The sequence below is a fragment of the Pseudomonas sp. DD1 genome (assembly GCF_044510355.1).
Classification (GTDB): Bacteria; Pseudomonadota; Gammaproteobacteria; order Pseudomonadales; family Pseudomonadaceae; genus Aquipseudomonas; species Aquipseudomonas shahriarae.
This window is the reverse complement of sequence record NZ_MSAJ01000037.1, coordinates 248,037-269,434: the sequence shown is the minus strand read 5'-3', so window position 1 is coordinate 269,434 and position 21,398 is coordinate 248,037. Positions and strand designations below refer to the sequence as shown.

The following is a 21,398-nucleotide window of genomic DNA, read 5'->3' as shown; positions in this document are numbered from 1 at the left end:
TCCCGCCTGGATTCGTTTTATAGGGACGACGTGCCTTTGTGCTTCCTGCCTATTGCTCCGGATCCCAAGAAATGAACGCTGAAGACTCCTTGAAACTTGCTCGCCGGTTTATCGGGTTGCCCCTGGAAAAACGCCAGTTGTTCCTCCAGGCGCTGCAAAAGGAAGGGATCGACTTCTCGCGTTTTCCGATTCCGGCCCAGGTCGAGGCCGAGGATCGCCAGGCGTTGTCCTACGCCCAGCAGCGTATGTGGTTTCTCTGGCAACTGGATCCTGCCAGCGCAGCCTATAACCTGCCGGGAGCGGTGCGTCTAAAGGGCACCTTGAGCCTGCCGGCCATCGAGCAGGCGTTTGCCAGCCTGATCGCGCGGCATGAAACCCTGCGCACAGTGTTCCAGCGCCAGGCCGATGAGCGCCTGGTGCAAGTGCCCTGCCAGCTTGCGTTAGCGATTGAACCACTGGATCTTGGCAACTTGCCGCCGGCTGAGCGCGAACAGGCGGTGATGGCTGCCGCCACCGCGCAATCGCTGCAACCCTTCGACCTGGCCAATGGCCCCTTGCTGCGCGTGCAATTGCTCAAACTCGCCGAGCAAGAGCATGTGTTGCTGCTGACCCTGCATCACATCGTCTCGGACGGCTGGTCGATGAACGTGCTGATCGACGAGTTCATCCGATGCTATGACGCCTTTGAACGCAACCAGTCGCCACAACTGCCAGACCTGCCGATCCAGTACAGCGACTACGCCTTGTGGCAGCGCCGCTGGCTGGAAGCGGGGGAGCAGGCGCGGCAGCTGGATTACTGGCGCGAACAGTTGGGCGATGAACACCCGGTGCTGGAGTTGCCAACGGACTTTGCACGCCCAGCCGTGGCCAGCCATCAGGGCCAGCGCTATGAGTTCGTCTTGCCGGCAGCCTTGGCCGACGGTGCGCGGTTGTTGGCTCGCCAGCAGAACGTATCGTTGTTCACCGTGCTGCTGGCAGCGTTCAAGATCCTGCTGTTTCGCTACACCGGCCAGACTGACCTGCGGGTAGGCGTGCCGATTGCCAACCGGCATCGCGGTGAAACCGAGGGCCTGATCGGGCTGTTCGTCAACACTCAAGTCATGGCTGCCCACGTTGATGGGCAGGCGCGGGTCAGCGACCTGTTGCAGGTGCTCAAGGATGTGGTCAATGGCGCCCAGGCCCACCAGGACCTGCCGTTCGAGCGCCTGGTCGAGGCGCTCAAGCCGGAGCGCAGCCTGAGCCACACGCCACTGTTCCAGGTGCTCTACAACCACCAGCCACAAGTGGCAGACCTAGAAGCGCTGGTGCTGGAATCCGGACTCTCCCTGAGCCTGGTCGAGTGGCAGAGCCGCACCACTCAGTTCGACCTCAGCCTCGACACCTGGGAAAAGGGCGGCACCCTGCGCGCTGCATTGACCTTCGCCACCGACCTGTTCACGCCCGCCACCATCGAGCGTATGGCCCGCCACTGGAGCCACCTGCTCGGCGGCATGATCGACAACGTACAGCAGCGCGTGGCTGAGTTGCCGATGCTCGACGCCAGCGACTATCAGCAGCAAATTCATGGCTGGAACGCCACCGCCTCTGAGTACCCGCAAGCGCGCAGCATCCATCGACTGATCGCCGAGCAGGTGGAGCGCCAGCCCGACGCTCTGGCCCTGACCTTTGGCAGCAAGACTCTGAGTTATCGCCAATTGGACGGCCAGGCCAATCAACTGGCGCACAAGCTGATCGAGCTGGGCGTTGGCCCCGAAGTGCGCGTTGGCGTGGCCATGCAGCGCACCGACGCCTTGATCGTTGCCTTGCTTGGCGTGCTCAAGGCCGGCGGCGCCTATGTGCCGCTGGACCCGGATTACCCGGCTGACCGCGTCGCCTACATGCTGCAAGACAGTCGCGCTCAGGTGCTGCTGACCGAGGCCGAGCTGCTCGCCGACTTGCCTCAGACCCAGGCCCAGGTGTTGCAGATGGATCAACTGGCTGGCTACCCGTTGAGCGCACCGGTCACCCAGGTTGCGCCCAACAACCTGGCCTACGTGATCTACACCTCCGGCTCCACCGGCAAGCCCAAGGGCGTAGCCATTGCCCATGGCAACGTACTGGCACTGATCCACTGGTCGCAGCAGGTCTACAGTCGCGAAGATATCCAGGGTGTGCTGGCTTCCACTTCGGTGTGTTTCGACCTCTCGGTGTGGGAGATTTTCGTCACCCTGGCCAACGGCGGCTCGCTGATCCTTGCCCGCAATGCCCTGGAACTGCCCGAGCTGCCGGCCCGTGACCAGGTGCGCCTGATCAACACCGTACCCTCGGCCATCAATGCCTTGCAGCGTGCCGGGCAGATCCCCGAGAGTGTGCGCATCATCAACCTGGCCGGCGAGCCGCTCAAGCAATCCCTCGTGGACCGCCTCTATCAGCAACCGTCGATCAAGCAGGTCTTTGATCTGTACGGCCCGTCCGAAGACACCACCTATTCCACCTGGACCCCTCGCGAAGCCTTGGGCCAGCCGTCCATTGGCCGGCCGTTGAGCAACACCCAGGGTTATATCCTCGATGCCGACCTGCAACCGGTGCCTACCGGGGTGGCTGCCGAGCTGCACCTGGCCGGCGCCGGGCTCACCCGGGGCTATCTGGGCCGGGCCGCGATGACTGCCGAAAAATACGTACCCAACCCGTTCTCCAGTACTGGCGAACGGCTGTACCGCACTGGCGACCTGACCCGCTATCGCGCCGATGGCGTGATCGAGTACGTCGGGCGGATCGACCATCAAGTGAAGATCCGTGGCCTGCGGATTGAGCTGGGGGAGATCGAAGCGCGCCTGCTCAGTCACCCGCAAATCAAGGAAGCACTGGTGATCGCCCAGGATGGACGCTTGCTGGTGGCCTACGTGGTGCCGACAGCAATGCCCCAGGATCACGAGGTATTCACGCAAACGTTGCATGCGTACCTGGCCGAAACTTTGCCTGAATACATGCTGCCAACGGTGACCATGGCCTTGGCACAGTTTCCCTCGACCCCCAATGGCAAGCTGGACCGCAAGGCGCTGCCGCGGGCCGGTGAGGCCAAGGTGCAGGCGTTCAGTGCGCCGCAGGATCCACGGCAACTGCTGCTTGCCGGGATCTGGCAAGACATTCTTGGGCAGTCGCAGATTGGCCTGGATGACAACTTTTTCGAACTGGGCGGCGACTCCATCGTGTCGATCCAGGTGGTCAGCCGTGCCCGCCAGGCCGGTTTGCAACTGGCGCCCAGCGACCTGTTCCGCCACCAGACCCTACGCAGCCTGGCCGCTGCCGCGCGTGAAGTGTCGGCGCTGGCCATCGAGCAAGGCCCGGTCCAGGGGCCGGTGCTGTTGACCCCGGTGCAGCAATGGTTCTTTGCCGAGGATATTCCCACACGCCAGCACTGGAACCAGTCGCTGCTGCTGACTCCGCGTCAGCCGGTAGACGTCACAGCACTGGCTGGCGCGTTGCAGGCGCTGGTGGCGCAACACGATGCCTTGCGTCTGCGCTTTGTCGAGCGCGGGGAGGGCTGGGAACAGACTCATGCCCCGTCGGCAACTGTGGAGTTGTGGCAGCGCCAGGCCGCCAGCGTCGAGGAATTGCGTGAGCACTGTGATCTCGCCCAGGCCAGCCTGGACCTGGAGCACGGCCCGTTGATGCGGGCCTTGCTCGTGGACATGGCCGACGGCAGCCAGCGCCTGTTGCTGGTGCTGCATCACCTCGTGGTGGATGGGGTGTCCTGGCGTGTGTTGCTGGAAGACTTGCAGCGCGGCTACGGCCAAGGCGTGGCCGGCCAACCGCTGACCACGGCGCACAAGACCAGCGCCTACCAGCAGTGGGCAGTACGCTTGGACGACTACAGCCGCAGCCCGGCGCTGCTGGCTGAGTTGGCGTACTGGCGCGAACAATTGCAGGGCGTGGCAAACGACTTGCCCCGGGATAACCCGCAGGGCCGGCAAACCCAGGCAGTGGCTGAACATATCCGCTGGCGCCTGGACCGCGAGCAAACCCGTCAACTGCTGCAACAGGCGCCAGCGGCGTACCGTACTCAGGTCAACGACCTGTTGCTGGCGGCCCTGGCGCGCACGATTTGCCAATGGACCGGACACCCTTCGGCGCTGATCCAGCTGGAAGGCCACGGTCGTGAAGAGCTGTTCGATGACATCGACCTGACTCGCACCGTGGGCTGGTTCACCAGCCTCTACCCGTTGCGCCTGACGCCAAGCGTCGAGCTGGGCGCCACCCTCAAGGCGATCAAGGAACAGTTGCGCCAGGTGCCCAACAAGGGCATTGGCTACGGTGTGTTGCGCTACGGCGCGGCGGCCAATGAACTGGCGGTCCTGGCCCAGCCAAGGATTACCTTCAATTACCTGGGGCAGTTCGACCAGCAATTTGGTGAGGATGCGTTGTTCGTACCGGCCAGCGAAGGCGGCGGCCAGGCCCAGAGCCTGGACGCACCCTTGGCCAACTGGCTGAGTGTGGAAGGGCGGGTCTACGCCGGTGAACTGGAACTGGGCTGGAGCTTCAGTGGCGAAGTCTTTCGTCGGGACACCATCCAGGCCCTGGTGGACAGCTGCGCGCGCACCTTGCACGAACTGATTGAACACTGCCTCGATCCACAACAGGGCGGCGCGACGCCTTCGGACTTCCCGCTGGTCAGCCTCGACCAGGCACAACTGGAAGGCCTGGGCCTGCCATTGGCGCAGATCGAGGACCTCTATCCGCTGTCGCCGATGCAGCAGGGCATGCTGTTCCACAGCGCCTACGATGCCGAGCCCGGCGCCTACATCAATCAACTGCGCCTGACCATTGAAGGCCTGGACGTGGTGCGGTTTGCCCAGTGCTGGGAGGCGGTGCTGGAGCGCCATGAAGTGCTTCGCGCACGATGTGTCTGGGAAGGCCAGGCGCAGGCGATGCAAGCGATCCAGCGCTCGGTGCAATTGCCGCTGACAGTGCTGGAGAGCGTTCCTGACGACCTCGATCGTTTGGCCCTTGAACAGCGCGAACAAGGCTTCGACCTGCACCAGGCGCCGTTGTTGCGCCTGGTGCTAGTACCGCTGGCGGCCCGGCGTTATGAGCTGATCTACACCAGCCACCACATCCTGATGGATGGCTGGAGCAATGCCCAACTGCTGGGGGAGGTCTTGCAGCGGTACGCCGGACAAGTGCCGCCACCGGCCACCGGGCGTTATGCCGACTATGTGGGTTGGCTGCTGGCGCAGGACGCCGGCGCCAGCGAGCAATTCTGGCGCGTGCAACTGCAAGCGCTGCCCGCGCCGACCTTGCTTGGCAACGCCTTGCCGGCGCCGCGCGAGGGCAGTGGCCATGCCAGTCACCACGTACTGCTGGACGCCACCACCACCGCGCGCCTGGGTGAGTTTGCCCGGCACAACAAGGTCACCTTCAATACCCTGTTGCAAGCGGCATGGGCGGTTTTGCTGCAACGTTATTGCGGCCAGTCGAGCGTGGCTTTTGGCGCCACAGTGGCCGGGCGTCCGGCTCATTTAGCCGGGATCGAGCAGCAGGTCGGGTTGTTTATCAATACCTTGCCGATCATTTGCAGCCCGGATACCACCCATAGCGTCGCCAACTGGCTGCAGCACGTGCAGGCGCACAGTGTGCTCCTGCGTGAGCATGAGCACACACCGCTGTACGACATTCAACGCTGGGCCGGGCAGCCTGGTAGTGCGCTGTTCGACACCTTACTGGTGTTTGAAAACTATCCGGTGTCCCAGGCGCTGCAAGCCGGTGCGCCGGCCGGCTTGAGCTTCAGCGGGCTGCACAACCATGAACAGACCAGCTATCCGCTGACCCTGGGCATCGAGTTGGGTGAAACCCTGAGCCTGGACTTCAGCTACGCCCGGGCCGATTTCAGCCCGCAGCAGATACGTGTTATCGGCACAAGCCTGCTGCAACTGCTTGCGCAGTTTGTTGAGGATAACCAGCAAGCACTGGGCAACCTGAGCCTGCGCGAGCCAACCCTGGAGCAAACCGCAGTACAGCCGGCACTCGACCCGCTGCTGGCGCACCAGCGTATCGAACGCCGCGCGGCAGCGACCCCGGATGCCCTGGCCTTGATCAGCGGTGACGAGCGCTGGACCTATGCCGAGCTCAACGAGCGCGCCAACTGCCTGGCCCATCGCTTGCGTGAGCAGGGCGTAATGCCCGGCCAGCGCGTCGGGCTGGCGGTGCGTCGCGGTGGGGCGATGATTGCCAGCCTGTTGGCGATCCTCAAGGCAGGCGCCGCCTACGTGCCACTGGACCCCGATTACCCAGCCCAGCGCCTGGCCTACATGATTGATGACAGCGCAATGGACCTGCTGCTGCGCCAACCCGGCGTACTCGACGACGTCCTGGCCGATGCACGCGTGCCGTGCCTGCTGCTCGACGGTTCGGAGCGCGACTACCCACGCACCAACCTGGCCAACCTGGCCAACCTGGCGCAGGCCGAGCATCTGGCCTATGTGATCTACACCTCCGGTTCCACCGGGCAGCCCAAGGGCGTGTCCATCGCCCATGGCGCGCTGCGCGAATTCTGCACGATAGCCGCCGAGTACTCACAACTCACGCCCCAGGAACGGGTACTGCAATTTGCAACATTCAGCTTCGACGGTTTTGTCGAACAGTGCTTCCCGCCGCTGTGCGAAGGCGCCTGCCTGGTGCTGCGCGGCGATGAAACCTGGGACACGGCGACCTTGTACGAGCAGATCATCGAACACGGCGTGACCTTGGCCGATTTGCCGGCAGCCTATTGGTTCCTGCTGGCCCAGGACTGGGCGGCGGACCCGCAGCGCAGTCGCGGACGACTGCGCCAGGTGCACGTGGGGGGTGAGGCGATGTCGGTGGAGGGGCTCAAGCTCTGGCACGCCGCAGGCCTTGGCGGCGTGCGCTTGCTCAATACCTACGGCCCGACCGAAGCCACGGTAGTGTCCAGCACCCACTTGTGCCAGCTCGAGGATATCGATGAAGCCAATGGCGTACCGATTGGTCGTGCCTTACCGGGGCGAGCGCTGTATGTGCTCGACCGCGACGCCAACCCGGTGCCCGATGACGTGGTGGGTGAGTTGTGTCTCGCCGCCTGTGAAGGTTTGGCCCAGGGTTATCACCAGCGTCCGGCACTGACCGCCGAGCGTTTTATTCCCGATCCTTTAGCCGCCGTGGCCGGCAGCCGCGTGTATCGCACTGGCGATCTTGCGCGCCGCGACGCGGCGGGCGTGGTGCATTACTGCGGGCGGATCGACCATCAGGTGAAGATCCGTGGTTTTCGCATCGAGCTGGGCGAAATCGAATCGCGCCTGTTGCAACAATCCGGTGTGCGTGACGCGGTGGTCCTGGCCCATCAAGGCGCAAGCACCCAGCAACTGGTGGCCTATATCGTACCGGCGAAGGCCGAGCGCTCGTTGTGCGAGCGCCTCAAGGCCAGTCTCAAGGCGAGCATGCCGGACTACATGGTGCCGACCCATTGGATGGTGCTCGACCACTTGCCACTGACCTCCAACGGCAAACTCGACCGCAAGGCCCTGCCGGCACCGGACGCCAGCCTGTTGCAACAGGACTACGTGGCACCGGTCACGGCGCTGCAACAGCAACTGGCCGATATCTGGCAAACAGTGTTGAACCTGCCGCGCGTGGGTTTGAACGACAACTTCTTCGAGCTGGGAGGCGATTCGATCCTGTCGATGCAGGTGGTCAGCCGCGCCCGTCAGGCGGGGCTGCACTTCACTGCCAAAGCGTTGTTCGAGCAGCAAACGATTCAAGGTTTGGCCAGCGTAACGCGCAGCGGTGAAGGCGTGCCGACCATCGACCAAGGGCCGGTGGCCGGCGTCATGCCGTTGCTGGCGGTGCAGCAGGCGTTCTTCGAGGAGGATGTTCCCCAGCGCCATCACTGGAACCAATCCGTGCTGCTTGCGCCCCAGCAACCCCTGGACGGCGCACGACTCGCCCAGGCCTTGCAGGCGCTGGTCGCCCATCACGATGCCTTGCGCCTGAATTTCTACCGCGACGGCGAGCAGTGGGTCGCCAGCCATGGCGAGGCGTCGAACCCTGAGCTGCTGTGGCAGCATCGGGTCAACGATGATGCCCAGCTCCAGGCGGTGGCCGATCAGGCCCAGGCCAGCCTGGACCTGCAACAAGGCCCGCTGCTGCGCGCGGTGTTGTTTGAGCGTGCCGATGGCAGCCAGCGCTTACTGGTGGCGATTCACCACCTGGTAGTCGACGGCGTGTCATGGCGCATCCTCTTGCAAGATCTGCAGGACGCTTACCGTCAGCCCGCCCTGGGCTTACCGGCCAAGACCACCGCGTTCAAAACCTGGGCCGAGCAACTGCAAGGTCTTGCCCGCAGTCCCGCGCTGCAAGCCGAGATTTCGTTTTGGCAATCACTGGGCGCAACCGACAACCATCTGCCGGGCGCCAAGCCGGATGCCAGCTTGCGCAGTCGCGACGGCGTCACGCTTGATACACGCCTGAATGCCGAGCTGACCCGGCGCCTGTTGCAGGATGCGCCAGCGGCCTACCGCACCCAGGTCAACGATCTGCTGCTGACCGCGCTGGCGCGAGTCATCACGCGCTGGACGGGACGCAGCGAGGTGCTGATCCAGCTCGAAGGCCATGGCCGTGAAGAGCTGTTCGACAATCAGGACCTGACCCGCACCGTGGGTTGGTTCACCAGCCTGTTCCCGGTGCGTCTGGCGCCTGCCGAGGCGCTGGGAGATTCAATCAAGCAGGTCAAGGAACAACTGCGCGCCATTCCCAACCGGGGCGCAGGCTTTGGCGCCTTGCGTTACCTGGGTGACGCTGCCGTGCAGCAAACCCTGGCGGCACTGCCGGCGCCGCGTATCACCTTCAACTATCTGGGCCAATTCGACAGCACCGTTGAAGGCGAGCAAACGGCGTTGTTTTTGCCCAGTGGCGAGCATGCCGGGGTTGAGCAGCATCCGGACGCACCACTGGGTAACTGGTTGACCCTCAACGGCCAGGTATTTGAAGGCCAATTGTGCCTGGGCTGGACGTTCAGCCAGCAGATGTTCGACGCAGCGACCATCCAGCCACTGGCCGATGCCCTGGCTGTAGAGCTCAAGGCTGTGATCGAGCACTGCACCACAACCGGCCATCACGGCGTGACACCGTCCGACTTCCCGCTGGCGGCGTTGACACAGGCCCACGTGGATGTGCTTGCCGGCGCGCCTGAAGCCATCGAAGACATCTACCCGCTCTCGGCCATGCAGCAAGGCATGTTGTTCCACAGCTTGCTGGAGCAAAGCGGCGGCGATTACGTCAATCAGATGCAAGTATCGGTGGACGGCCTGGACCCAGAACGCTTTCGCGCAGCGTGGCAGGCGGTGGTCGATGGGCACGCCATTCTGCGCACGGCCTTTGCCTGGCAGGGCGGTTTGCCGCAGCCGATGCAGGTGGTGCACAAGCAGCTTGATGTGCCCTTTACCGTGCTCGACTGGCGCGCGCGCGACGATCAATCAGTTGCGCTGCAAGCGCTGGCTGCTGCCGAATTGGCCCAGGGTTTTGACTTGAACCGGCCTGGGCTATTACGCCTGGTACTGGTGCGCCTGGATGACCGTCGTTGCGAACTGCTTTACACCAACCATCACATCCTGATGGACGGCTGGAGCAACTCCCAACTCCTGGGTGAGGTGCTGCAGCGTTATGACGGCCAGGCGCCGGGGCCGTCCGTTGGGCTCTATCGCGATTACATCGCCTGGCTGCAACGCCAGGATCAACAGGCCAGTGAACAATTCTGGAGCGCCAATCTGACGGCACTGGAGGAGCCGACCCTGCTGGCACAGACGGTCAGTGGCCAGGGGCAGGCCGCCGCCGGTCACGGCGACCATCACTTGATGTTGGATGGGGAGCAAACCCGCCGCCTGAGCGAGTTTGCCCGCCAGCAAAAAGTCACCTCCAACACCTTGGTGCAGGCCGCGTGGCTGTTGCTGTTGCAGCGCTACACTGGGCAGGACTGCGTGGCGTTTGGTGCCACGGTCGCCGGTCGCCCGGCTGACTTGCCGGGTATCGAGCAGCAGGTTGGGCTGTTCATCAATACCTTGCCGGTGGTTGCCAGCCCGCGCGCCGAGCAAACCGTCAGCCAATGGTTACAGGTCGTGCAGGGACAAAACCTGGCCCTGCGCGAGCATGAGCACACGCCGTTGTTCGATATCCAGCGTTGGGCCGGGCAGAGCGGTGACGCACTGTTCGACAGCCTGCTGGTATTTGAGAACTACCCGGTGGCCGAAACCCTCAAGCGCGGCGCGCCGCAAGGCTTGGTGTTCGGCGAAGTGCAGAGTCATGAACAGACCCATTATCCGTTGAGCCTGTCGGTCAGTCTGGGGCAGACCCTGAGTGTGCATTACCGCTATAGCCATGGGCACTTTAGCGCCGACACCATCAGCGAGCTCAGCGGGCATTTCAGCCACGTGCTGCTGGGTATGCTCGATCAGCCCGAGCTGGCGCTGGGTGATTTGTCGATGCAAGGCGCTGCGCGGCAACAACAGATGGTCGCGCAATGGAACCCGGCGGCGGTCGATTACCCGCGCGGGCAATGCATTCACCAACTGTTCGAGGCCCAGGCTGAGCGCGCTCCCGATGCCGTCGCCCTGGTGTTCGGCCAGCAGTCGCTGACCTATCGCGAGCTCAACGAACAGGCCAACCAACTGGCGCATCGGTTGCTGGCCGAAGGTGTCGGGCCGGATCGTCTGGTGGGGATCGCGGTGGAGCGCGGCTTGCCGATGATCATCAGCCTGCTGGCGATCCTCAAGGCCGGTGGCGCCTATGTGCCGCTGGACCCGGCATACCCGGCTGATCGCCTGGCGTACATGATGCAAGACAGCGGCCTGATGTTGCTGATTACCCAGGCGCCACTGCTGGGGGCGCTGCCAATTCCAGGCGGTGTCCAGGCGCTGGTGCTGGAGGGTGAGGCGGGCTGGTTCGCGGGCTATCCGAGCCACAACCCGCAGCCATCGGCCGGGCCGGGCAACCTTGCCTATGCAATCTACACCTCCGGTTCAACCGGCAAGCCCAAAGGGGTAATGGTGCCCCATGGCGCCCTGGGCAACTTCATTGCGAGCATGGCCCGCCAGCCGGGGCTTGCGGTGGGAGAGCGGATCCTGTCTCTGACCACCTTCTCGTTCGATATCTTCGGCCTGGAGATCTACCTGCCGCTGACCGTTGGCGCCTGTGCGGTGTTGGTGGACAAAGACACCACCCTCGACCCGGACGCGATCCTCGCCACCGTGGCTACCCAGCGTGTCAACACCCTGCAAGCCACGCCCTCGACCTGGCGCATGTTGCTCGACAGCCCGCAGGTGGCGGCGTTGCAGGGCTGCACCTTGCTCTGCGGTGGCGAAGCCCTGGCCGATGAACTGGCGGCACGCATGCTCGCCCTCGGTGGAGCGGTATGGAACCTCTATGGGCCAACCGAAACCACCATTTGGTCAGCCGCCCATCGTCTCGACGGCCAGCCATGGCTGGGGCGGCCGATCGACAACACCGGCCTGTACATCGTCAGCCAGGACGGTGCCTTGGCCCCGGTCGGCGTGCCCGGCGAGCTGTTGATCGGCGGTGATGGCCTGGCGCGCGGCTACTTCCAGCGCCCAGGCCTGACTGCCGAACGTTTCCTGCCCGACCCGTTCGGTGCGCCCGGCCAGCGCTTGTACCGCACCGGCGACCTGGCGCGCTATCGCGCCGAAGGGGTGATCGAATACCTCGGGCGCTTGGACCACCAGGTGAAAATTCGCGGCTTCCGGATCGAACTGGGGGAAATCGAAGCGCGCATCCAGGCCCAGGATGCTGTGCGCGAAGCGGCCGTGGTGGCCCTCGATGGACCCAGCGGCCCGCAACTGGTGGGTTACGTAGTGCTCGCCGAATCGACGGACAGCACCGAGCAACATACGGCGTTGCGCGAGTCGATCAAGGCCGGGCTCAAGCAGCATCTGGCCGACTACATGATCCCTGCGCACCTGGTGTTCGTTGCGCAGATGCCCTTGACCCCCAACGGCAAACTGGACCGCAAGGCCTTGCCGGCACCGGATGTCAGCCAGACGCAAAAAGCCTATGTGGCGCCGGTTTCGGAACTTGAGCAGCAACTGGCCGGGATCTGGCAAGAGGTGCTCAAGGTCGAGCGCGTGGGGCTTGGCGACAACTTCTTCGACCTGGGCGGGCACTCCCTGCAAGTGGTGGTGATGCTGTCCCGTGTGCGGGCAGTGCTTGGGGTAGACGTGGCCGTGAAGGACTTTTACGCGCAGGACAGCCTCGGGGCCTTGGCCCAATCGCTGGTCGATGCGACCCGGGACGATGGCCTGGATGATGACTTTGACCTGATCTTCGATGCCCTTGATGAGCTGGAGCAGGAAAACCTGGAGGAAACCAATGCTTAAGCAAGGCGGGGCCAAAACCGCAGAACTGGTGGCGCGCATCAAGGACTTGAGCGCACCCAAGCGTGCGCAACTGTTCCGCAAGCTGGAGCAGCAGGGCGTCAACGTCGCGCGTTTCCCGATTGTGCCGGCTAGCGAAGCCGGGCCCCAGCAACTGTCGTATGCCCAGCAGCGGCAATGGTTTCTCTGGCAGTTCGACCCAACGGGCAGTGCCTACAACATCTGTACGGCGCTGCATTTGAAGGGGGAGCTGGATGTCGAGGCGCTGCAACGCAGCCTGTCGCAGGTGCTGGCGCGCCATGAAGGGCTGCGCGCCGGATTTGTGCAGCAAGGCGAGCAGGTGCGATGCATCATGCGGCCCATCGAAGCCGTGGAGCTTGCGGTGCAGGCTGCCCCGGCAGGCGACCCCGAGTCCGTAATCAAGGCGTTTGTCCGGGTGCAGAGCAGCCAGCCGTTCGATCTGGAACACGATCTGCTGCTGCGCGCCGCAGTGTTGCGCCTGGCGGACGATGAGCACGTGTTGGTACTGACGTTGCACCACATCATCACCGATGGCTGGTCGATGCAGATCATGATCGATGAGCTGCTGGCGCTGTACATTGCCCAGGTCACGGGCACGCCTTGCGCGTTGCCGGCACCGATCATTCAATACGCTGACTATGCCGCCTGGCAACGGCAATGGCTGGAGGCCGGGGAAGGGCGCCGGCAACTGGATTACTGGCGCGGTAAATTGGGCAGCGAGCACGTCTTGCTTGAACTACCGGTGGATCGCCCACGCCTGGGGCCACCGGACCAGCGTGGGGCGACGCTGCCGCTGGCGTTGGATCGTGCCTTGAGCGACGGCCTCAAGGGCCTGGCGCAGCAGCAAGGGGTGAGCCCGTTCATGTTGTTGCTGGCGTCGTTCCAGGTGCTGTTGCACCGCTACAGCGGCCAGTCTGACATTCGCGTCGGCGTACCCACCGCCAACCGCAACCGGGCCGAGACCGAGCGGGTCATCGGCTTTTTCGTCAATACCCAGGTGATGCAGGCCACGCTCGACAGCCAGCAGCCCTTTGCGGACTTTGTGCAGACGGTCAAGGCGGCGGCCCACGAGGCCCAGACCTGGCAAGACCTGCCGTTCGAGCAGTTGGTGGAGGCGCTGCAGCCCGAGCGCAACAGCCTGCACACTCCGCTGTTCCAGGTGATGTTTAACCATCAGATGGAAACTGGCCGGTTTGCCGATGGCCAACCCCTGGGCGGATTGCTGTGCACGCCAGTCGACTCGGAGAACCTCAGTGCGCCGTTTGACCTGACCCTCAATACCTTCGACGGCCCTGATGGCCTGTCGGCGGTCCTCACCTATGCCACCGATATCTTTGACGCCTCGACCGTCGAACGCATGGCGCGGCATTGGCAGAGATTGTTGCAGGGCATGGTCGATGATCCACGGCAGCGCATCGGTCAACTGCCGATGCTCAACGCCACTGAACAGCGCCTGGCGTTGCAAACCTGGAACGCCAGCACTGCCGACTACCCTCGCGACAGCGCCATCCACCACCTGATCGAAGCCCAGGCCGCCCGCACCCCGGATGCCGTAGCATTGGTCTTCGACACCCAGTCATTGACCTTTGCCCGACTCAACCAGCAGGCCAACCGCCTGGCCCATCGCCTGATCGCGGCCGGTGTCGGCCCTGATGTACTGGTGGGAATTGCGGTGCAACGCAGCGTTGACCTGGTGGTCGGGCTGCTGGCGATTCTCAAGGCCGGTGGCGCCTATGTGCCGCTGGACCCGGCGTACCCCGAGGAACGCCTGGCCTACATGATGCAAGACAGCGGCCTGGCCCTGCTGCTGACCCAGGCACCGTTGCTGGCGCGCTTGCCGATCCCGGCCGGGGTCAGTGCCCTGGCCCTGGACCAACCGGATGCGTGGCTCGATGGCTACAGCTGCGAAAACCCGCTGCCGCGCACCACGGCCGAACACCTGGCCTACGTGATCTACACCTCCGGCTCCACCGGCAAGCCCAAAGGCGTGATGGTGCGCCATGGCGCCCTGACCAACTTTGTGTGCAGCATGGCCCGCCAGCCGGGCCTGGATGCCAATGACCGGCTGCTGTCGCTGACCACCTTTTCGTTCGATATTTTCGGCCTGGAAATCTATGGGCCACTGTTGGCTGGCGCAACCCTGGTGCTGACCGGGCAGGACATCAACCTCGACCCGCAAGCCTTGCTTGCCCTGGTCAAACAGCAGCGCATCAGCGTGTTGCAGGCCACGCCCTCGACCTGGCGCATGCTGCTCGATCACCCGCAGGCCGATGAGCTCAAGGGTTGCAAACTGCTGTGCGGCGGTGAGGCGCTACCCCTGGAACTGGCGACCCGCCTTTTGGCGCTTTCGCCCCAGGTGTGGAACCTCTACGGGCCGACCGAGACCACCATCTGGTCGGCGCAGTACCCGCTCACGCCAACCCAGCCTCAGCCGTGGCTGGGCGGGCCGATTGCCAATACCAGCCTGTATATCCTCGACGATAACCTGGCGCCGGTGCCGGTCGGGGTGGCGGGTGAATTGTTGATTGGCGGCGATGGCCTGGCGCGGGGTTACTTCCAGCGCCCGGCACTCACCGCCGAACGCTTCCTGCCCGATCCATTTGGCGCTCCCGGTACGCGCCTGTACCGCACCGGCGACCTGGCGCGCTACCGCGCGGACGGGGTGATCGAGTACATCGGCCGCGTGGATCACCAGGTAAAAATCCGTGGGTTGCGGATCGAACTGGGGGAAATCGAGGCGCGGCTGTTGGAGCAACCGCAAGTGCGCGAAGCCGCCGTGGTGGTGCGGGACGTCGCTGGCCATTCGCAGTTGGTGGCGTACGTGGTTGCCGTGCAAGCGGTCAGCGATGAACAGGCGCTGCGTGAGGCGTGCAAGCGTCAGCTCAAGGGCGACCTGCCGGAGTACATGGTGCCCAGCCATTGGGTATTCCTCGCCAGCCTGCCGCTGACTCCCAACGGCAAGCTCGATCGCAAGGCGTTGCCCGCGCCGGATGCCAGTGCCTTGCAGCAGCACTATATCGCGCCGCGCAATGTCTTGGAGCAGCAGATTGCCGAGGTCTGGCAACAGGTGCTGGGTCTGGCGCAGGTGGGGGTGAGCGACAACTTCTTCGAACTGGGCGGGCACTCGCTGCTGGCCACCCAGGTGATTGCGCGGCTCAAGCAAACCCTGGCCAGCGACCCTGGCTTGCGGGACCTGTTCAATGCTCCGGTGTTGGAAGACTTTGCCGCCGTGTTGGCGGGCCGCTCGGCCGCGCAACCGGCGCAGATCGCCTTGCGCGCCCATGGGCCGCGCAGCACTGCGCCCTTGTCCCTGGCCCAGCGCCGCTTGTGGGTGGCCGAACAGTTTTCGGCCGGCAACGGCGCGTACGGCATGCCGCTGGCGTTGCGCTTGCGTGGCGAAGTCTCGGTGCCGTTGCTGATCGAAAGCCTCAAGTGCGTGGTGCAGCGTCATGAAGTGCTGCGCACCGCCTATGTCGCAGACGATGACGGCGATCCATTGGCGGTGATTTCGCCAGAGGTGGCACTGGACTTCGCCCTGGTCGACCTGTCGCACCTGGACCGTATCGAACAGGAAGCCCAGGTCGCCCAGGCCACGCTGGACAACACCCGACACCCGATCAACCTGGCACAAGCGCCGCTGTTGCGTGGGCAGATCCTGCGCCTGGGTGCCCATGAGCATGTGCTGCTGTATTCGATGCACCACATCATTTCCGATGGTTGGTCGATGGCGGTGCTGGTGGGTGAACTGGTGCAACACTACGCCGCGCTCAAGCACGGCCGTGGCATCGACTTGCCGCCGCTGCCGGTGCAATACAGCGACTATGCCCAATGGCAACTGGCGCTGGAGCAGGCCGGGGTCTTGCAGCAACAGGCCCGCTACTGGAAGGACGCCCTGGCCGGTCATCCCGGCCAACTCCTGTTACCCACTGATTTTCCACGGCCGCCAGTACCGTCTTTTGAAGGCTCCAGCGAGTCGTTCAGCGTGCCGCCGGCATTGGGCGAGGCACTCAAAGGCTTGTCCGGCCGCCACGGCGTTACGCCTTACACCACCTTGCTGGCGGCATTCCAGGTGTTGCTGCATCGCCTGGGCACCAGCGACGACTTGCTGGTGGGCGCTGATGTCGCGGGGCGCCAGCATGCCGAGCTGGAAAGCTTGATTGGTTTCTTCGTGAATATCCTGCCCCTGCGTTCGCGCTTCGACGCAAAGGCCCGGTTCAGTGATTTCCTCGCTGCTGCGCGGGAAACCTCCCTCACGGCATTCGAGCATCAGGACCTGCCCCTGGACATGATCGCCGAAGCCAGCAACGTGCCCCGGCACCGGGGCTTCAACCCCTTGGTGCAAGTGCTGTTTGTGATGAACAACCTGCCGGTGCACAGCGCTGGCCTGGCGGACATTGCCGTGGAGGTGGTGCCCAGCCTGGGCGGCTATTCCAAGTTCGACATGGCGTTGTTCATCGACGAAGAAGCCGGGCAGTGGCAAGGCACCTGGCAGTACGCCAATGACTTATTCAAACAAGAGCGCATTACCGAGCTTGTGAGCGCCTGGATGGGAATTCTTCAACAGATTGTCATGGATCCAGACATCCGATTAGGGGACATCATCATGCCGTCGAATACCGCTGTTGCTCCTGCCGCACCTGCCAGCCCGAAAGCCGACAAACTGGGCAAGTTCCTCAAGAAACCGTCGAGCCCGGTGGCCAGAGCCCCGCTGCCGGCGATGCGTGAATCGCTGTTGAACGCCGACCAGGTGTTCCCGTTGCTGATGGAGCCCAATGATCCGGGGCTCGACCTGGTGACGTGGGTCCAGGCCAATCGCGCCTTGGTCGAGGAGAAGTTGGCGCGGCATGCGGGGATCCTGTTCCGAGGCTTTGCCATGCGTGATATCCACGATTTCGAGGCCTTTGCCGAAGCAGTCCAGCCGGGCCTGTACGGCCAGTACGGCGACTTGCCGAAGAAAGAGGGCGGCAAGAACACCTACCGCTCTACGCCGTACCCGGAAAAGAAAATGATCCTGTTCCACAACGAGAGCTCGCATCAGGATCGCTGGCCGCGCAAGCAACTGTTCTTCTGCGAGCAACCGTCGCCCGTGGGCGGTGCCACGCCGGTGGTCGATTGCCGGCAGATGTACCTGCGTTTGCCGCAAGCGTTGCGCGATACATTCGAAAGCAAGGGCCTGCTGTATGTGCGCACCTTCGCCGATAAGCTCGACGTGTCCTGGCAGCATTTTTTCAAGACCGAAGACCGCGCCCAGGTCGAGCAGCGCTGCGCGCTGGCTGGCATTCAATGGACCTGGCTGGACAACGACGAACTGCAAATCCGCACCCCGTGCCCGGCGATCATCACCCACCCGACCACGGGCGAGAAAACCTTCTTCAACCAGGTGCAACTGCACCACATCTACTGCCTGGACCCTGACGTGCGCGACGACCTGCTGGGCCTGTTCGGTCCCGAGCGGATGCCGCGCCACGTGTACTACGGCGATGGCAGCCCGATTGAAGACGCGGTGATGCAACTCCTGGGCGAACTCTACGAGGCCTGTGCGGTGCGTTTTGACTGGCGCAAGGGCGATGTGATCCTGCTGGACAACATGCTTGCCGCCCACGCCCGCGACCCCTTTGAAGGCCCACGCAAAATCGTCGTGGCCATGGGTGAAATGATCGAGCGGCGCGACCTGGAAACGGTAACGCCCTCTACACGTATGCAAACTGAAGGGACTGAGGCATGAGTACGCTTAACGATGCAGGCCTGGCGCTGCTCCCGGAACAACAACAGCGGGTGCTGGACGCACAGGACGGTGCGAGCTGGGGTGATATCGCGCACCTGTTGCATATCCAGATCAAGGGCGCGCTCGACGTTTCACGCCTGCAAGCGGCTTTAAACGGTTTGAGCCAGCGTCACACCGCGCTGCTCACCCGATTGGCGACGGCGCCCGGTTATCGTGGCCTGCGGCAGTTCTTTGAGGCCGGTGCGGCGAATGTGGCATTGGCGGTGGATGAGTCCAGCGACACCGCGCAGGTCTTGGTGCAGTGGTGCCAACGCCCGGTGAGCCTGGCGTCCGGGGTGTTTTTCGAGGGTCTGTTGCAGCGTATCGACGCGCAACACTGGCAATTGACCCTGGGCTTGGCGGGTTTTGTGGGGGATCAGGCGAGCCTGGGGATTCTTTATCAAGACCTGTGTACGGCGTATGAGCAGGGCAGTTGCGCCGTGGATGAGGAGCTGGGGCAGTTTGCCCAGTACCTGGAGTGGCATGCCGAAGTAGTGCTCGACGAAGATGCCGATACTGCCAAGGCCTATTGGCAAGCCTGCCTGCCGAGCACTGGGGTGCTGGCACCGGAGTTGCCGGTGCGCTACGCGGACACTGCGCCGGGCAAGGCCGGTGGGCAGACACTGACTGCCGCCCTCGACCCACGTATGCTGGAGCGCCTGAGCCAACTGGCAGCCCAGCACAACACGCCGGTGACCACGCTATTGCAAGCAGCCTGGTGGGTGCTGCTGGCGCGCGTCAGTGGGCGCGAAGGTTTTGTCGCGGGCCTGCGGCATGACGCGCGCCAGGACTATGAGTTCTTCGCACCCACCGTGGGCCTGCTGGAAAGAACCCTGCCGTTGAACCTGAACCTGGCGCCGACAGCATCGTTCACGCGTGTGTTGGCTGAGCTGACCGGTGTGCTGGAGACCCATGGCACCTGGCAAGAATATGCGCCGCTCGACGCCGGCCTGCCGCTGACCCATGGTTTTGGTGTGCGGCAGGAACCGGCAGCGCGCACAGTGGGGACATGCACCTGGAGCGGCGCCTACAGTGCTGATCTTCGGCCGCTGTTTGAACTCGCGCTGAATGTCGATATGGAGGAGGGCGGCGCTGTCTCCGGCCTGTCGCTGGACTATGCCGCTGCCGTTTATAGCCAGGCCGCGATGCAGACGCTGCTGGCGCAGTATCAAGTGCTATTGGGCAGTCTGCTGGAGCAGCCGGACGCGGCCATCGCAACCCTGAGCCTGTTGGGTGAGGCGGAACGCCAACGCCTGCTGGCGTTCAATCCCGCGCCGCAAGTGCTGGAAGAGCGGGTGCTGTTGCCTGAGCATATTCTCAATTGGGCCGAAATCACCCCGGACGCGTTGGCATTGGTCGCGGGGCAGCAGTCGCTGACCTACGCCGAGTTGGATGCCGGCGTGCGTCAATTATCCAGCCGTCTGCGTCAAAAGGGTGTAGCCCCCGGCAGCATCGTCGCCCTGGCCTTGCCGCCCGGCGTGGCCCAGGTGCTGACTATTCTTGCGACCTGGCGCACAGGCGCTGCCTATCTGCCGCTGGACCCGAACTGGCCAGTGGCGCGCCAGGCCCAACTGGTGGAACAGGCCGGTGCGCAACTACTGGTCACCCAGGGTGTGGCTTTGGATGCAGTCGGTTGCGCAGTACTGGACCTCGATCAAAAGGTGCAGCAACCGCTGGCGCAAGGACCTAGTGCAACCCTGCAAGGCCAGGACGCCGCTTATGTACTGTTTACCTCCGGCACCACCGGGGTGCCCAAGGGCGTGGTGGTCGAGCATCGGCAATTGCTCAATTACGTCGCGGGCGTCAGCAGTGAACTGGAGCTGGCTGCTTGCCGGCACTTCGCCCAAGGCTCCACTGTCGCGGCGGACCTGGGTAACACCAGCCTGTTTGGTGCGCTGTACAACGGCGCCACCTTGCATATCGCTGACGAGGTGACGATGCAGGATCCCGAAGCCTTCGCAGCCTTCATCGACACCCAGGGCATTGATTGCCTGAAAATCGTGCCGTCCCATCTTGCCGCCTTGCTCGAAGCACCGCAGCCGAAGGTGCCGGCCACCCTGATCCTCGGCGGCGAAGCCATCGGTCAGGGGACGGTTGCGCGCATCTTCAACCTGCGCGCCGATTGCCGTCTGTTCAATCACTACGGGCCCACCGAAACCACCGTTGGCGTCGCCGTGCATACAATCAGCCCGGACGACTTGCAAGACCTGGCCATTCCCCTGACTCGGGTATTGCCCAACAACCAGTTGTTCGTCCTCAACGAGGGCCTGCAACTGGTGGCCTGCGGCGAACTGGGTGAGCTGTATATCGGCGGCCAGCAATTGTGCCGTGGCTACCTGAATGACCCGGCGCAGACCGATGCAGCGTTTATCAACAGTCCGTTTAACCCTGGCGAACGGTTGTACCGCAGCGGCGACCTGGCCCGCTACCTGCCACAAGGCGGTATCGCGCTGTATGGCCGGCGTGACCATCAGGTTAAGGTGCGCGGGTTCCGTATCGAACTGGCAGAAATCGAACAACAACTGCTGCGCGTGCCAGGCGTGAGCGAAGCCGTGGTGCTGCTGGCGCACGATGAGCCGGTCGCCTTTGTACTGCCGAGCCAGGACGCGCCTGCGGATTGGCTGCAAACCCTCAAGCAGCAAATGGCTGAGCGCTTGCCGGCGGTGATGGTGCCGCACCAGTACCAGGTGGTGCAGCACATGCCGCGCCTGGGCAACGGCAAAGTCGACCGCCAGGCCTTGCAGAATCTGGAGTTGGTCGAAGAAGACGACACCTTCATCGAGCCCATGGACGCCCTTGAAACCTTGCTGGCCAGTCGCATGGCCCAGTTGCTGGGGCGCGAACGCTTGAGCCGCGACCGCGACTTCTTCGCCGCCGGTGGCCATTCGCTGCTGGTGATCAAGCTGGTCGCCGGGATTCGCAAACTGCTGCACTGCGAAGTCCACCCCGGCATCGTGTTCGATCACCCAAGTCCCGGCGCACTGGCCCAGGCCTTGCGCGCCCAGGAAGATAGCCCAGGCCAGTTGGAGAAACTGGCCCAGGCACGTTTGCGGCTGGACGCAATGAGTCCAGAGGAAAAGGCCGCGCTGCTGGAGAAGGCGCGCCAACAGGCGGCGGTGCAGAGCTAAAACGGTTGCGGGCGCTGCCAGTCAGTCAGCGCTCGCAAGTTTTATGCTGTTGCGAACGATTCTCATAAATTGTAGTCTAGCGCCCCCTATGTGTGCCCTGCACACGGATGCTCA

3 protein-coding genes are annotated in these 21,398 nt (G+C 63.7%); all 3 read left to right on the top strand.

Annotated features, from left to right (window positions below; genetic code table 11):
* Positions 1 to 71: 71 nt before the first annotated feature.
* From PSFL_RS24145 to PSFL_RS24135, 3 genes are read left to right on the top strand one after another with little or no spacing between them, the layout of a single operon-like run.
* On the top strand, positions 72 to 12,374 hold the full coding sequence (locus PSFL_RS24145; protein ID WP_397470577.1) for a non-ribosomal peptide synthase/polyketide synthase: 12,303 nt from the start codon (positions 72 to 74) through the stop codon (positions 12,372 to 12,374).
* Complete coding sequence (locus PSFL_RS24140; protein WP_397470576.1) at positions 12,325 to 18,117, top strand: amino acid adenylation domain-containing protein; 5,793 nt, start codon at positions 12,325 to 12,327, stop codon at positions 18,115 to 18,117. Before PSFL_RS24145 ends, PSFL_RS24140 begins: the two co-directional genes overlap by 50 nt.
* On the top strand, positions 18,114 to 21,284 hold the full coding sequence (locus PSFL_RS24135; RefSeq protein ID WP_397470575.1) for an amino acid adenylation domain-containing protein: 3,171 nt from the start codon (positions 18,114 to 18,116) through the stop codon (positions 21,282 to 21,284). Before PSFL_RS24140 ends, PSFL_RS24135 begins: the two co-directional genes overlap by 4 nt.
* The last annotated feature ends 114 nt before the right edge of the window (positions 21,285 to 21,398 follow it).